This is a genomic window from bacterium (genome assembly GCA_020444325.1).
GTDB lineage: Bacteria > Bacteroidota > Ignavibacteria > SZUA-365 > SZUA-365 > BM516.
In genome coordinates, this window is record JAHLLD010000001.1 from 672,152 (window position 1) to 687,328 (window position 15,177).

Here is a 15,177-nt window from a genome sequence, read left to right on the forward strand (position 1 = left end):
CGCGGAAGGACGCTCACAGCAGCGGATGCGATGCGATATCGTTCAACCCCCAGAGTTTCCGCTGCTCAAGTGCCTGTCGCTTGTAAAATGTCATTCCGGAGAAAAGCTGGTCAGCTGATTCAGGCGCGCGCGCGATGTCGCGGTATCTCAAATCCAGCCACGCGCGTGCGTGCGGAGCAGCTTTCTGCACGGCCTGTCCGCCCGATGCGTCCACCACGAGAGTGTATTCTTTCTCCGCGGCGTCTTTCCAGCCATCCCGTGCAGGATAAATGTCCACCTGTGACCACCCACGCGCGCGCAATGCGCGCTGCAGGGCGGGGACGACGCCACCGCTGCCGAAAATCGCTGTCCTTCCAGGTGCAATGTCGCTATTCTCGATTTCTTTGAGCGCCGCCAGCATCCCCGATTCATCCGTGTCGAAAAGCAGAAAGCTGCCCTTGATATATGCCAGGGTATTGCCGGCATCGAGATCGGTCTCACAGCCGACGAAATTCGATTCCACGATGGCGCGCTTGAGCGGGGATGTTACCGACAGTCCCCGGAAGCCGAACTGTGGCAGCAGATGCAGGCAGTTGTCGATTTCCGTCTCGTGGAGGAGGATTTTCAAGTAGGCTGCTTCTCCTTCATCTGCAGCCAGACTCAGTGCGCGATGGAAGATATCACCGTAGCTGTTCTCCACGGGATCGCCCAGCAGTCCGTAAAACACGCGCGCGGTGGGCAGCTGCATATGTGGAAGGAAATAGTCGATGCCCGGCGGCAGCTGCGAATACTCTTCGCAGCCCGTGCTGATGTAGTTACTGCGGTTTCCGTTCACCAGCCGCATTGCGCGCACCCAGTTCCACTGTTTACCCTGTGGGAGAAAGGTGATGCGCTGCTCTCCTGCCGCTTCGAGCACCTTGTAGAGCTGATAGGCGTAACGCAGTTCCACCCAGGATTTCACCCGTGGCGCGTATTTCAGGACGATATGCTTTTCCCATTCCGGCCAGCGGCGGGCAATCCACGCCGGCAGAGAGAGCAGATGGTCGAAATACTCTTTGTACACGTCTGAGGGATGCGTGCTGAGGATCAGGGGACGCGGCTCGAGTCCATCGAGGTCGAGGTATTGCAGAAATGCCGTGTCACAGTCAAAGGCTGCCGCATCACGCGCGCGCGCAAAGAACCCTTCCTCCTCCGTACGCAGCGAGGCAAGGTAGGGTACATCGAGACCGGGGATGGAGGAAAAGCGATCAGAGCGTATTTCCACACCCGCGAGATCGAAAAGACGGACATCGGCCTTTGCGCGGGAGAGGTCGTCTTCATCGCGAGGGAGTATCCAGCTCATGCGGGCGGCGGGGGTCCCTCCAGCATGTTCCAGCCATGAGACGAGAAGCACAAGGCGTTCGGTGGCCTCTTCCTCACTGCAGCCGCGTTCGAGATGCAGGCGTACGTGGGCGGACCGCCGGTACAGCGGTTCTCGCATCTCACGCATCCATGCGATCTCTTCGTCTGGGGTGAGATCAGGACGCAGTCTGTCGCGTTCCTGCAATGCGCTCTCATCCCAGCCGTCCCTGGAAACCCAGATCACGTAGACGCCGTCAGGTATCTGCTGCAGTCCACCCCCGGCGGAAATAATCAGCGCTTCATCGCCGGCAAGCAGCTCGCTGAGCGTTCGGATTTCCATCTGTCTGAACGCGACCTCATCAGCCGCCACGAGTTCAGCCGCCGTTGCACCTTCCGTCTCAGCGATAGAGGTGTCGAGGTCGACATGCCGAATGCCGCTCCGTGCAGCCAGTGCGCCGGCGAGAGTACTTTTTCCGGTTGCCCGGTGGCCGATAAGCAGAATGGAGTGTTGCATAATCCCGTAACCTGTTTACCCAGTGCAGAGTTCAATATACCGCGCGAGCCTCCTTTCCCAAAAAAAAGTTGCTCTGTTGGAATTTGCCTTTCCTCGTCCTTGTTGCTATAGTATGACACGTGTTACCCCGCGACAATTTTGATACGCTACTCATACTAAGTGAAGGAGGTTTACTATGGCTTTACCACGTTTTGAAAAGGAATGGAATGGATTTCGCGGACACGTCGCAGTGAAATGGGACAAGCTCACCGAAGACGATCTGCTCAAGGTGGAAGGGAATTTTGCCGATCTGGTCACACTGATTTCAGGAAGGTACAAAGAGCAGCGAACCGTCGTTGAGGCGAAACTTCATGATCTCTACGCCACCTACCTTGATACGAAAGAACGTATCAGCAAGGGTATCGCTGAAGCCCGTGAGGATCTCGGGACCCGAAGCCAGGACCTGGCGGAGAACATCCGGGAGAAGGCGTCGGACTTCCAGCGCAGTGCGAAAGACCGCCTGCAGCGCATCCGTGAAGACAACATTGATCCCGCTGTGGAGAGATCAGAAGAGTACATCAAGGTGCACCCCTTCTCCGCGGTCATGGGCGCTTTCGGTGTCGGCATGCTTATCGGAGGAGTGATTGGGCTGCTTTCCTCCCGCGGCAATGACTGATACGCATCGTTTTCCGCAACAGGCAGCATCTGACGAAGAGCAGCTGCCAGTTGCGGAACGTGTCAGCACGACTGCAGGCGGCTGATGCCTTCGCGCAGTGTGTGTTCCGTTTTCGCGAAACAGAGTCGCAGCATGGTTGTCCCTTCCTCGCTGTTCCGGTAGAACACCGAGGGAGGGATGACGGCGACCTGCTTATCCGTCACCAGGCGCGTTGCGCATTCGACATCCCCCATCCCTGCATCCTCAGGGAGTGATACCATCATGAAATATGTGCCTTCGGGCGCGTGAACCCGCAGGGAGCTGCCCTCGAGTCCCTCGGCGAGCATGTCACGCTTACCCGCATACAGTGCGCGGAATTCCGGCAGATACTGTTCAAGCCGCTGCAGTCCCTCTGCCATGGCCAGCTGACCCGGCGTGTTGACCGCGAAGGTTGTAAACTGATGCACCGTTCGAATCGCCGCTGTCAGTGCTTCTTCCGCGATGGCATATCCAATTTTCCATCCCGTCATACCGAAGGTTTTTCCTGTCGAGGAAATGGTGACCGTGCGTTCACGCATGCCCGGCAACGTCGCGAAAGGAATGTGCTGGCGTCCGTCGAAGGTGAGAAACTCATAGACCTCGTCACTGAGCACGAGCAGATCCCTGTCCCGCGCAATCGCCGCAACGCTCTCGAGTTCATCGCGCGTGAACATGCGTCCCGTGGGATTATGCGGATTATTGACCACGATCATGCGGGTGCGATCCGTGATCGCCGATGCAAGTTCATCGGCAGGTATGCGGAAATCGGGCTTATGAAGCGTCACGCAGACCGGTTTCGCCCCGGCGAGAAGGCAATTCGCATAATAGCTGTCATACCAGGGCTCGAAGAGTATCACCTCGTCTCCCTCCTCGAGTGTCGCGAGCATGGTGGAAAACAGCGCTTCGGTTGCGCCCGCTGTGACGGTGATATGGCGATCGTCATCCCATCGCAGATCGTAGAAGCGTCGGTGGTAATCAGCGACCGCATTGCGCAGACTCTGCGTGCCGTGCATGGGCGCGTACTGATTTCGCTCTGCATGCAGGGCGGATGTGAAGGCATCGACGATCCAGGAGGGACCATCGAAATCCGGGAATCCCTGTCCGAGATTGACAGCCCTGTGCTTGACTGCCAGCGCACTCATGGTGGCAAAAATGGACGGTTCGACGGCGGCGATGCGCCGGGTGGCCGGACTTCTCATGATCAGTCTCTTTGCTGTTCGGATTTTTTATGTGCTTCGCGACGGAGGGCGTAGCCGAGGAGGAAGAGAAATCCGCCCCATACCGCGCCGAGTAAAAGGAGCATGGTGATGGTGGCCTGGTCGGTCATATGATTTTCCCCCTGTCCGCTCGACGGTTCCACCAGATGAACAGCACGAGCAGCACGCCCCACTGCAGCAGTACCGTGCCCAGGCTCCATTCGCTAAGTGGGTTGAGCGATTGCATCCAGCCCTCGGAAGACAGTGTCTGACTCAGCCACCAGAGCAGCAGGACAATTGCCTCGAGGAAGACGAAGCCCACAAGATAACGCCACCAGCGTCCCATGCGCAGATCACTGTCTCCACCGCTCATGAAATCGATACGGAATCTGCGCGCTCCGTATTTCAGGACGGCGAAAGTGAAGAACAGTCCCGAGAGCAGCAGTCCGATTCCCCACACGGCATCCTGGTTGTTGAAGAATGCCGGACTCAGTGCCGAAGGGAGGCCGAACAGCATGCCCGCTCCGCCGACGAAGAGCACGGCACGCCGGCGGGGAATGCGGCGGTCGACCAGCACACGCGTTGCCAGCTCTACGAGGGAAACCAGTGAGGTGAAGGCGGCGAAAAGCAATGCGAGGAAAAACACGGCCATGAAAACGTTGCCGGCCGGAATGTGTGCGAAAAGCTGCGGTACCCAGATGAAGGTGAGTCCGTTATTGCCCGCGCCGACGATGTCGGTCGCAGCATCCGGCTGTATCGAGAAAATGGTGGTCAGCACGAGTATACCCGCAAGCAGCGAAATGCTGTTGTTGCCGAAGCCCAGCAATGCGGCATTGAGCGTGGTGTCTTCGCGTGCCCTTGCGTAAATCGCATAGACGAGCACCAGTCCCCACCCCGCCCCGGTATCCCAGGCATTCTGCGTCAGCGCCTGCAGCCAGAGTTCGGCGTTGGCGAGGTCAGACCAGTTGACGGTGAACAGGAAATTCAGTCCCCTGTGCGCATCGGGCAGCGTAACCGCGCGAATGACGAGGACGATAAGAAGCACGATCAACGCAGGCAGAAGGATGCGTGCGACACGTTCGATGCCGCGGACCCCGTGATAAACCAGTGCCACGGCGGCGGCGACCATGATGAGATGCGTGCCGACGGCCTGGCCGCTTCCCTCGAACGCGCCCCAGAACGTACCGGGTACCGCATCCGGGATTTCCCCCGTCACCGATGCGATAAGAAAGCGGAGGCACCATCCGGTGACCACCGAGTAGTAGAACATGATGGCCGTCGCGGTGAATGCCACCCACAGACCCATCCAGCGGAAACGGCTGCCGATCAGTTTCCCGAAGGCGTCGATGGGACCCGCACGCATGGATTTCCCGAGGGTGAACTCTATCATCAGGAGAGGGATGGACCAGAGAAGAAGGAAAATGAACCAGGGAATGAGAAACGTTCCGCCGTCATTGGTCGCGACAATGCGTGGGAAACGCCAGATGTTCCCCGTGCCGACCGCCATACTCAGCATGGCGAGCATCATGCCCCAGCGGGAAGAAAATGTTTCGGCCTTGCTCAATGGCACCTGTTCTTCATGATCACTGCAGGGAAAAGTACAGGAAATGAATGACACATAGAACCGCGGCGCGTATGGAGTCTGACGCTCCGTGCCGCGTTCCGGTGGATGGATGCACGGTTACTCGCATTCGTGGTGAACCCGTTCCGCCTGCCAGAGATGTCTTCTGGCATGGGCCGCCAGGAACAGCATCCAGTCGTCGGCATACAGCCGAAGCAGCGGCTGGGCGGGAGACTGCACCCGCAGGCGTGGAACACCGTCATGCGTGAACGCGTCGATCAACGTCAGGAAATCATGCTGCTGTCGCTCGAAGGTGCGCAGGGTCTGTTCGAGTCCGCTACCCTCCTGCGGCTCGAATTGTGTAAAGGTCTTGACCTTCATCCGGTACGGCGGTTCCAGGCTCCAGATGATGCGACGCACGAAAAACCCGGGATGTTTCGTGGGTTTACGCCGGGGCAGATCCTCACGGTTTCCCTGCTCGTGCACATGCGTGAGACGCTCGAGGTAGGGCGCCCCAGTGACATTCAGATGTGCTATGCATTCGGCCATGGACCAGCGTCCGGGGACGGGCCGCGTGAAAGCCACTGACTCATCCACTCCATCGAATATTTCGTGCATCCGTGTGATGAGTGCGTGATACTGCTGACGCAGGTTGTCGTAATCGGCCATCATTCTTCTCTTCCAGGTGATACGGGCGTTTCGTGATAAAATATATCCGCCATTGCGCATCTTCAGGAACAACGAAAACGGGAAAACAGTTGACCACGAGAGAAGTGGCGAATATATTGCCCGGAGTCAATCACCTGAAAGAGGATACCATGCGACGCATACTCACACCGGCTGCTCTGATACTGAGCCTGACCTTGCTGACGTCCTGTGCTGTCATCAAGGATATGCAGAAGGCCATGACCAATCTCAGCCGCTGCAAGTTCAAACTCGAATCCGTCAATAAATTTCAGCTCATGGGCGTGAGTCTGTCCGACAAGAAAAACATATCAGACTTCAGTTTGACTGACGGTGTAAAGCTCACGCGGGGATTTGCGAGCAATGAATTCCCCGCATCCTTCACACTGAACGTCGCCGCCGTCAATCCCAATGACGGAAGCGGCGGGACTCCCCAGGCGGCCGCCACGCTCACCAGTTTCGCATGGACGATGATCATTGACAATGAGCTGACCATCAGCGGAGATATCTCCGATCCGATCACCATTCCCGGTACGGGACAGACGGCCATCATTCCGCTGCAGATGAATCTGGACCTCGCGAAGTTTTTCAAGGATCGCGGTTATGAAAGTGTCGTGAATCTCGCGATGGCGCTCGGTGGCGTCAACGGTTCTCCCTCGCGCATTACGCTGCGTGCGACACCGAGAATTCGCACGTCCTTCGGTGACATCACCTATCCCGGCGCCATCGATATCATCGACAAGGAATTCAGGGCCCAGTAGCACTCACCCCATCACCGGCGTTTTCTTAAAACAGAAGGGGCGTCCCACGGTGGGACGCCCCTCTGCACATTCTTTATATCGCTTCGTGTTATTCGCGGCTGGCCTGGGCTTCCGGCAGGGGAGTCGAGAGCAGACGGCGGGCGCCGACGAAGGTGCGATGGTAATACGGATGGTCGAGGCTGGAGATGACAACGCCGTGCTTCGTGCTCGCGTGGGCGAAAAGGTGTTGCCCCACGTAAATCCCTACATGCGAAACGGGGGCGCGGCGGCGGCGCGTCTTGAAAAACACCAGGTCACCGATCTGCAGTTCTTCACGTTTGATCCGATCGCCTTCACGGAACTGCTGATTCGAGCTGCGCGGCAGACGCACGCCCAGCGCGCGGCTGTAAATCGTGCCGGTGAACGCGGAGCAGTCGAGACCGCGTGTTGCATCGGTTCCGCCATAGCGGTAGCGGATGCCGAGCAGGTTGATGATCTCGCGCATGAGTTCGCTGCGATTGACGGCGGGATTGATTTCGCTGCTTTCTTCCAGTGATGCGTTATAGCTCTGCTCGAGCACTTTCTCGACCGTCGTCTCGAAGACGGGTACGTCATCCGTTTCCAATGCATCGCCTTCCGCCAGTTCGTCCTCGATCTCTTCGACATCGAGCCCGACTTTGTCGACATGCATGGCAAGACTGTTGGAACTCTGGTTGATGATCATGCGCTTGACCTCGTCAGCATCCCCTGCGATGGAGGAGCGTTCCGAAGCCTGTTCCTTGATGTTGGAATAGTCTGCCACCGTGGCAGGATCCAACAGATCACGGCTCGAACGCTCGGCGAGCGGGAGCTGATCAGGGGCGAATGATGTACTGGAGGTGCGGAAGCGCGGCAGGGGTTCGAGGGTGGAACATCCCTGCAGTATCAGAATCAGTATGGGAAGCAGTGCGAAGTATCGTAGCATTTTCACAGAGTCTTCCTTGCTGGAGTTGCAAATTCGGACTCTCAGACTGCTGCTTTCCTCGCCCTGCACGCGGGAAATCTGAAACACACCTTACCAGGCAAGATACCTTTCGGATTCTCGGGAGCAGGATGGCCCTTCGGCCGGATTTTCAAGGAGACAGGCGCAACAGTTCGGAGGTGTCCGTGTGTATTGAACAGTTACCTGCATCATGGATGCAGATGCTATGAACGAGTTGAAATGTGATATCACACTTCAAGGTTTTATAATTTACTGAGCCTTCCCTTCACAATGCAAACGGAAAATGAGGGGAGAAGGATAGAGGGAAATACAGTTTTAGCTGATCGATAAATGTACAATCCCGGCTGCGGGCTGTATTTTCAGGGCTGATGGCGTCAGGGAGGTGAAAAAGAAACCGCCGCTGCGCGCGGGCACAGCGGCGGTGCAATTTTGCGTACCCGGGAGACCGGGTATCGGCGTGGCATTACATGAGCGGTTTTACCTTCTCTTCAATTGCCTGCTTGGGCACGGCGCCGACGATGCGATCCACGACTTCGCCGCCCTTGAACACAAGCAGGGTCGGGATGCTGCGGATTCCGTATTTCATGGCGACGTTGGGATTGTTGTCGACATCGAGTTTGCCGACTTTCAGTTTGCCGTCGTATTCGCCAGCCAGTTCTTCGACAACTGGTGCGATGATGCGGCAGGGACCGCACCACACGGCCCAGAAATCAATAAGTACGGGAAGATCGGACTGCTCGACTTCCTGGGCGAAGTTCGCGTCGGTGATTTCCATCGGTTTCATGCGTTCGTCTCTCCTTACAGTTGGAATTCAGGTATCGAGTGAAATTCTGACGTTAGATGCACCAAATATGGAACGGAGTTCAAGAAGGAGTTCTCTGGTGACACGGATGCGCAGCGTGCGGCTGACGAGGTTCCAAGTCTGTCCGTTCCCATCGCTAACATAAAAAAAGCACGGGGCATTCCCAGAGCCGCGATGCTGCTCGAGAAAGGCGATGCCATCCTGTATCTGCTTTCTCGTGGCCGACACCGTCGAAATGCTGATGATCAGCGAGCGCGCCAGTTCGGGAAGCGACTGACTGATGCCGGTAATTTCTTCGGCGACGATGCGCAGACTGTCGCCGCTGACCTCGGCTTTGCCGGTCATGACCACGGGACGATCTTCCACGATATGCGCCACGGAGCGTTCATAGGCGTCGGCGAAGACCAGGCAGTCGGCTTTCCCCGAAAAATCCTCCAGCGTGACGAATGCCATGGTACGTCCCCGCTTGTCGATCTTTGTTCGCAACGCGGAGATGATGCCGCAGGCGCGCACCATCGTTCCGTCGATCTCCATTGTCACAGCCCCCATGTCGACATTGCCGATGGCCTCGACTTCCAGTCTCCAGGGTTCGAGAGGATGTCCGGAGACATAAAAGCCGAGGACGCTCTTTTCCTTCGCCAGCTTTTCCGCTTCTGTCCAGTCTTCCATCTGATGCAGCGAAGGCTGCGTGGATGCTACTGTCTCACTGTCGACAGCATCGTCGAAGAGGCTCGACTGACCGATGGCCATTTCCTGTTGCTTCTGCAGTCCGTGACTGATGGCGCTTTCAATGGTGCTGAACTGTTCGGCGCGGTTTCCGTCGAGCGTATCCATGGCACCGGCGAGTACGAGGCTTTCCATCGTTTTCTTGTTCACGGCGCGGGTGTTGACACGCTCCGCGAAATCGAAAATGCTCTGGAAATGCCCGTCCTTCTCCCGGGCCTCGACGATGCTCTCCACCGCCCCGATGCCGACGTTTTTGATGGCGGCGAGACCGAAGCGGATACGGTTTTCATGCACGCTGAAATCCACGAAGCTCTCGTTGACGTCGGGCGGCAGTACTTCGATACCCAGTTTCCGGCATTCGTCGATCAGCAGCACGACTTTGTCGGTTTTCGCCATTTCCGCCGTCATGAGCGCGGCCATGAATTCCGGAGTGTGATTGGCTTTCAGCCAGGCGGTCTGATAGGCGAGGATGGAGTAGGCGACGGAATGGGATTTGTTGAAACCGTAGTTGGCGAACTTGTCGATCATGTCGAAGATTTCTGTCGCCACTTTCTTCGAGATACCCTTTTCGCCGGCGCCGTCGACAAAGGCCACCCGCTGCTGAGCCATGACATCCGCTTTCTTTTTTCCCATGGCGCGGCGCATGATGTCGGACTGCGCAAGGGTGAAGCCCGCGATTTCAGAGGCCAGCTGCATCACCTGCTCCTGGAAGACGATGATGCCGTAGGTCGATTTCAGAATTGGCTCCATCGAGGGATGGAGGTATTCGATTTTCTGCCGCCCGAATTTCCTGTCGATGAAATCGCCGATGAACTCCATGGGACCCGGACGATACAGCGCATTCATCGCCGCAAGGTCGTCGATGGAGCGGGGTTTGAGCTTGGAGAGGTACTCGCGCATGCCCGAGGATTCAAACTGGAAGACGCCGACCGTATGGCCTTCCCCGATCATGCTGAAAGTCTTGTCGTCATCGAGCGGAATGGTGTCGATGTCGATGTCGAGTCCGCTGGTCTGCTTGACGAGACGAAGGGCCCGGTCGATGACGCTGAGCGTGATCAGTCCGAGAAAATCCATTTTCAGCAGTCCCGCATCCTCGAGATCACCCATGTTGAACTGCGTCATCAGCTCGGTGTTGGGCGTCTTGTAAAGAGGGACGTAATCACTGGTGTCGCTCGGCGCGATCACCACACCCGCAGCGTGCATGCCCACGTTCCGGTTCAGTCCCTCGAGAATATTGGAGTATTTCACCAGCTGCTGGATTTTCGGATCGTCGCTTTTGCGCACCCATTCGAGTTCCTTGATGGGCGTCCACTTCTTCGACTCATCCTTTTCGAGACCGAAGGCGTAGCGCAGGGGTTCGACTTTCCCCATTTTCACCGGGATATGCTTGGTGATCGATTCGACAATGTTCAGGGGAATGCCGAGCACGCGACCGACATCCTTGATAACCGCACGTGCACTGAGCTTGCCGTACGTCACGATCTGCGACACGGAATCCGTCCCGTATTTCTCACGCGTGTAGGAAATGACCTCTTCGCGGCGGTCGTCCTGGAAATCCACGTCGATATCGGGCATGGACACGCGGTCGGGATTGAGAAAGCGCTCGAAGAGCAGGTCGTAGCGCAGGGGATCCACGTTGGTAATGCCGAGCGAGTACGCAACGAGACTGCCGGCGGCGGATCCGCGTCCGGGACCCACCCGTATCCCGCGCTTTTTCGCCGCGTTGATGAAATCCTGCGTAATGAGGAAATACCCGGAGTATCCCATGCTGGTGATGACGCCGATTTCGAACTCAAGACGGTCGCGCGCCTCCTGCGTCAGGGTTTTGTACCGCTGCTCCGCGCCCTTGTAAACGAGTTCCGTCATGTACTGATCGAGCGTTTCGGCGCTGGATTCGGCAGGAATCGGGAATTCGGGCATGTGCAGGGTCCCGAGTTCGAGGTCGAAGTCGATTTTCTCCATCACCTCGACAGTGGATTCAATTGCCTGCGGGTAATCCTTGAACAGCGCGAGCATCTCCTGCTCACTTTTGTAGTAATATTCCGACGTTTCGTAGCGCAGGCGCGTGATATCCTCTGCCTCGCGCACATCCGCTATGTGCAGGTACACGTTGTGCGCGACGTCATGATCCCGCTGCACGTAGTGGATGTCATTCGTGCAGATGAGCTTCATACCCAGTTCCTGCGACAGCTTCTGCATGCCCTCGCGGATGATGGCTTCGCGTTCAAGACCGTGATTCTGAATCTCGAGGTAGACATCCTCCCCGAACAGCTCGCGTAACTGCAGGGCGACCTCACGGGCGGAGTCATAGTCGCCCACCGCCAGGTACGTGGAAACCACACCGCCCGCACAGGCGGTCAGCGCAATCAGTCCCTCATGATGCCTGCGCAGCAGCTCCCAGTCGATACGCGGTTTGTAATAGAATCCCTCGGTATGTCCATACGTCGTGAGCTTGAGCAGGTTGTGATAGCCTACGTCGTTTTTCGCGAGCAGCACGAGGTGGTTGTAGCCGTGCCGCTTTCCTTCGGGATGGGTTTCGCTGGCGTCGCGGTCGAAGCGCGAACCGCGCGTCACCATGTACATTTCATTCCCGATAATCGGTTTGATGCCCGCCTTACGCGCCTTTTTGTAGAATTCGACGGCGCCGAACATGACACCGTGATCCGTAAGGGCGAACGCTGGCATGTTCTGTTCCGCGGTAGCCGCGATCAGGCTGTCGATCGTGCTGGCGGCGTCGAGCAGGGAATAATGTGAATGATTGTGGAGATGTATGAAGTCTGGCATGCGGAAGATCTGTCGTGTCGGACCGTGAAACTACAATATATTCGTCGCACGCCGAAAGGCAATCCCGCGTCGCGGCCGATTTCCTGCCCCGGGCGTTTTGGCCTTGTCCCGCCGTCACTTGCGGAGCGCGGCAGGGACGGATTTTTTCGGGTGCCGCGCATGGATTTCGTATATTTCCCTGCGAACAGGAAGTACAGGAACGACGGAGCACACAACGACATGCAGGACGCCAGCAAGGCAGAAGATCACGGCGGAAAAATGGACAATCCTCAGACGCGGGAGGCCCTCAGGGTATATGAAGCGGGGGATTACGAGCGTGCCGCATATCTGCTCGAGGAAGCGATCCGCGGTAGTGACGATCCCGCGCAGCGGGAACGGCTTCGGCTCAAGCTAGCCTCGGCGCAGGATGAACTGCAGCGCTTCCCACAGGCCCTCGCGGTGCTGAAGGACATTCTCGAGGAAAATCCCTCCTCAGCCGCTGCGTGGAATAACATCGGGGTGGTCTGCAGGCGCATCGGAAAGCTGGATGACGCCCGGAAGGCCTTCGAGCAGGCCTATCGCCTCGATCCGGAGAATGCCGATCACCTCGTGGGACTCGGTGCCATCTGCCTCAGGCTCAGCGATCCGGGGAATGCGCTCGAATACCTGCAGCTCGCCACCGAACTCATGCCCGGACACCCTGTGGCGCATGCGAACCTGGCACTTACCTACGCTGTTTTCGGCCGCCTCGAGGAGGCGGAGGAGTCGCTGCGGCTCGCCACGCTCTACGGGTTTGAGGATGCAGAGACCATTCAGCAGAAAATCGATGCGCTCAAGCTTCTGCGCGAAAGCATGGCGGAAGAAAAAAAGCGGGATCCGGAGGAGCTCGACAACAAGGACGCCGAGGAGACCGGGACAGCGCATGCCGCGGGCGAGGTCGAGCTGCTGCTGCAGCTCGAAAAGGAAATGTTCGGCCTGGCGGAAAAACGATACGGCGGCGACCTCCCCGACGATGAACGTGCCCGTCTCGATGCCCGGATGCAGGACCTTCGGAAAAGCATCCGTCTTCTGCGCCGGCGGCTGGGAATGGGCGAAGTTTCCGACAGTGACGTCGTCATGGGCAGAAACTATATGAAAGAGGAGGAAAACGGAGAGGAATCCGGCGAGAACAGCGCTTGATACGCCCCTGCTTTCCTTGCCTTTCTACAGGCCGCATCGTACTTTTCTGTTTACTTGAGATGCGCCATCAACCCTTCACAACATCGACATCGCGGTGAATAAAAGCAGTATCGGTATCGGCGCCGTCATGCTCGCAGCAGCGGCGGTTTTCATTTATTTCGACGACCCGGTCTACATACGCATTATCGCTGCCGTGATCTTTGTGTTTGGCGCAGTGCTGCTGTACCAGACCCTGTCGCAATCACTTGGCGCCGATGAGGCGGAAGAAGAGAAAGGGGAAGAAGCCGCGCAGGATGGGGCTGCGGAGGATGCCGCTCCGCGTCGCGATGCCGCCGCAGCTTCCGAACAGCGCAGCATGCCGGAAGCCCCGCAGGTCGACGTGCCGGCCGACATTCCCGCGGAGCTGTACCGCTTCGATACCGAGGCACTTCCGCAGGATGATCCGCGCGCCGAGTTCGATTTCCTGACCAACAAGTTGCTGCAGGTGCTCAAAGAGCATGTGCTGGCGCATACCGTGGGACTGTTCTGGATCAACAGCGACCGTGAGCAGATCATCATCGGGGAATTCACCACGGACACGGGAAATTTTACGACTGCACGCAGGCTCAACCTGGGCAGCGACCTGATCAGCCGCATCGCCTATGAAGGGAAACCCGAAATTGTCTCCGATATCTCCGGCGCAAGCGAAGGCGACCTCGTCGTGTATTACGATGCGGTTGAAGGTATCAAATCGTTCGTCGGCGTTCCCATGTATTTCGGCGGAGACGTCATCGCCGTGCTCGCCGCCGACAGCAAGGCGCCCGATGCCTTCGGACTCGAAACCGTCGCTTCCATCGGACGCGTCACCTCGCTGATCAACCTCCTCCTTGGCAGCTACAATCAGAAATTCGATCTCGCCGCCGATGCCCGCATGCTCGGTGTGCTCGATCATCTGCATGAAGGCATCAAGAACAATCTTGACGCCTACGGTATTGCAAACGTCGCCGCGAAAGCAGCGAGTGAAATCATGGACTGGGACTATATCGCCGTCGTGCTGCACAGTCCGGAACGGAAATCCTGGGTCGTCGTGAAAAGTCTCGCCAAGGCAGCCAACCTTCCGTATATCTCCGAAGGAGTGACGGTTGATATGGGCGGGTCCGTCCTCAAATCCGCACTCGACGGTGTTGACGGACGCATACTCGATGCTCCGGCACCTCCGGCATACCGTTTTCATGAAAAGGAAGCCATAAATTCCTTCGGTCAGCTGTGCGCCGTCCCCATGGTCACGACGCGTGCGTATTACGGATTGCTGCTCGTCGAGTATCGGGAAAACCATCAGTATGCCGAGCAGGACCTGGCCATTCTCCGGCGCATTGCAGGCCACGCAGCCAATGCCATCGAGAACGCACGGCTTCATGAGTACACCCGCAAACACCTGCTGCTCGATGAGGAAACACAGACCTCCAGTCGATCGCTTCTGCTGCGCCGTCTGAGTGAGGAACAGGACCGTATCAAAGAACGTGGCGACAGCGCCGTCTTCTTCCTCGTCAAACTCGATGATCCCGAAGAACTGGTGCAGAAGCACGGTCAGAACCGCATTGAGGAGCTGCTGTACAATATTGGCGGTACATTGCGCGAACACGTCAGCAGTTATGATGTGGTCGGACGCTTCGACGCCGTGACTTTCGGCGTGCTGCTCATGCACTCCTCTCCGGAGGATGCCTATCTGCGTGGAGAGAAAATCCGTAAAAACGTTTCCTCCAACGTGGTTTCGCACGGCGGTGGGAATTTCTCGATATCCATCAGTATCGCGGGCTGTACGCTCAGCCAGTCCTCCGACACCGAACATATTCTGAAACTGGCCCGCCAGGCACTCGACCGCGCTGTGGCCGACGGCGGTAATTGCGTCAAAGTCGTGTAGTCCGGCTATTTCCCCCGGCACCCTGTCCCCATTTTCCGCTGAAAAGAATCCGCAAAACAGTGCGGAGGGTGCAGATTCCCGTATTGACACTTTTCCATAATTGTTGCATATTCAAGTTTGCCCTTTCCGCCCTGTCG

Annotated in this window: 11 protein-coding genes; 4 read left to right on the plus strand and 7 right to left on the minus strand. The window is 57.4% G+C overall.

Features of this window, described 5'->3' with window-relative positions; genetic code table 11:
* Positions 1-13 precede the first annotated feature (13 nt).
* The gene (locus KQI65_02685; protein MCB2203629.1) at positions 14-1,834 is read right to left on the minus strand and encodes a hypothetical protein; all 1,821 of its coding nucleotides are present in this window, start codon (positions 1,832-1,834) and stop codon (positions 14-16) included.
* Between the two features lie 175 nt (positions 1,835-2,009).
* On the opposite strand from KQI65_02685, the gene KQI65_02690 reads away from it, so the two are divergent.
* Positions 2,010-2,489, plus strand: coding sequence for a hypothetical protein (locus tag KQI65_02690; GenBank protein MCB2203630.1), 480 nt, complete (start codon positions 2,010-2,012; stop codon positions 2,487-2,489).
* A 62-nt stretch (positions 2,490-2,551) separates the two neighbouring features.
* Here KQI65_02690 and KQI65_02695 read toward each other — a convergent pair whose 3' ends face one another.
* From KQI65_02695 to KQI65_02705, 3 genes are all read right to left on the minus strand, one after another.
* Complete coding sequence (locus KQI65_02695) at positions 2,552-3,706, minus strand: aminotransferase class I/II-fold pyridoxal phosphate-dependent enzyme (GenBank protein ID MCB2203631.1); 1,155 nt, start codon at positions 3,704-3,706, stop codon at positions 2,552-2,554.
* A 124-nt stretch (positions 3,707-3,830) separates the two neighbouring features.
* On the minus strand, positions 3,831-5,267 hold the full coding sequence (locus KQI65_02700; protein MCB2203632.1) for a sodium-dependent transporter: 1,437 nt from the start codon (positions 5,265-5,267) through the stop codon (positions 3,831-3,833).
* Positions 5,268-5,384: 117 nt separating this feature from the next.
* Positions 5,385-5,936 carry a DinB family protein gene (locus KQI65_02705; GenBank protein ID MCB2203633.1) on the minus strand — a complete coding sequence of 184 codons (552 nt, stop codon included), beginning with the start codon at positions 5,934-5,936 and terminating at the stop codon, positions 5,385-5,387.
* 146 nt (positions 5,937-6,082) lie between these two features.
* Between KQI65_02705 and KQI65_02710 the strand changes: the two genes are divergently transcribed.
* Positions 6,083-6,709, plus strand: coding sequence for a hypothetical protein (locus KQI65_02710; protein MCB2203634.1), 627 nt, complete (start codon positions 6,083-6,085; stop codon positions 6,707-6,709).
* Positions 6,710-6,797: 88 nt separating this feature from the next.
* Here KQI65_02710 and KQI65_02715 read toward each other — a convergent pair whose 3' ends face one another.
* The 3 genes from KQI65_02715 to dnaE all read right to left on the minus strand — a co-directional run bounded on the left by KQI65_02715 (position 6,798) and on the right by dnaE (position 11,982).
* On the minus strand, positions 6,798-7,658 hold the full coding sequence (locus KQI65_02715) for a C40 family peptidase (protein ID MCB2203635.1): 861 nt from the start codon (positions 7,656-7,658) through the stop codon (positions 6,798-6,800).
* A 475-nt stretch (positions 7,659-8,133) separates the two neighbouring features.
* Entirely contained in the window at positions 8,134-8,454 is a 321-nt protein-coding gene (gene trxA, locus KQI65_02720) for a thioredoxin (GenBank protein MCB2203636.1), read from the minus strand.
* A 27-nt stretch (positions 8,455-8,481) separates the two neighbouring features.
* Entirely contained in the window at positions 8,482-11,982 is a 3,501-nt protein-coding gene (gene dnaE, locus KQI65_02725) for a DNA polymerase III subunit alpha (protein ID MCB2203637.1), read from the minus strand.
* A 159-nt stretch (positions 11,983-12,141) separates the two neighbouring features.
* On the opposite strand from dnaE, the gene KQI65_02730 reads away from it, so the two are divergent.
* Positions 12,142-13,140, plus strand: a complete 999-nt coding sequence (locus tag KQI65_02730; GenBank protein ID MCB2203638.1) for a tetratricopeptide repeat protein — start codon at positions 12,142-12,144, stop codon at positions 13,138-13,140.
* Between the two features lie 94 nt (positions 13,141-13,234).
* Positions 13,235-15,040: a GAF domain-containing protein gene (locus KQI65_02735; GenBank protein MCB2203639.1), complete on the plus strand. Its 1,806-nt coding sequence runs from the start codon at positions 13,235-13,237 to the stop codon at positions 15,038-15,040.
* Positions 15,041-15,177: the final 137 nt, after the last annotated feature.

Bases quoted from the DNA above. Each gene is read 5' to 3' on its own strand.
- KQI65_02690 (MCB2203630.1), top strand. From the start codon at position 2,010: ATGGCTTTACCACGTTTTGAAAAGGAATGGAATGGATTTCGCGGACAC.
- KQI65_02695 (MCB2203631.1), bottom strand. From the start codon at position 3,706: ATGAGAAGTCCGGCCACCCGGCGCATCGCCGCCGTCGAACCGTCCATT.
- dnaE (MCB2203637.1), bottom strand. From the start codon at position 11,982: ATGCCAGACTTCATACATCTCCACAATCATTCACATTATTCCCTGCTC.
- KQI65_02705 (MCB2203633.1), bottom strand. From the start codon at position 5,936: ATGATGGCCGATTACGACAACCTGCGTCAGCAGTATCACGCACTCATC.
- KQI65_02685 (MCB2203629.1), bottom strand. From the start codon at position 1,834: ATGCAACACTCCATTCTGCTTATCGGCCACCGGGCAACCGGAAAAAGT.
- KQI65_02730 (MCB2203638.1), top strand. From the start codon at position 12,142: ATGGATTTCGTATATTTCCCTGCGAACAGGAAGTACAGGAACGACGGA.
- trxA (MCB2203636.1), bottom strand. From the start codon at position 8,454: ATGAAACCGATGGAAATCACCGACGCGAACTTCGCCCAGGAAGTCGAG.
- KQI65_02710 (MCB2203634.1), top strand. From the start codon at position 6,083: ATGCGACGCATACTCACACCGGCTGCTCTGATACTGAGCCTGACCTTG.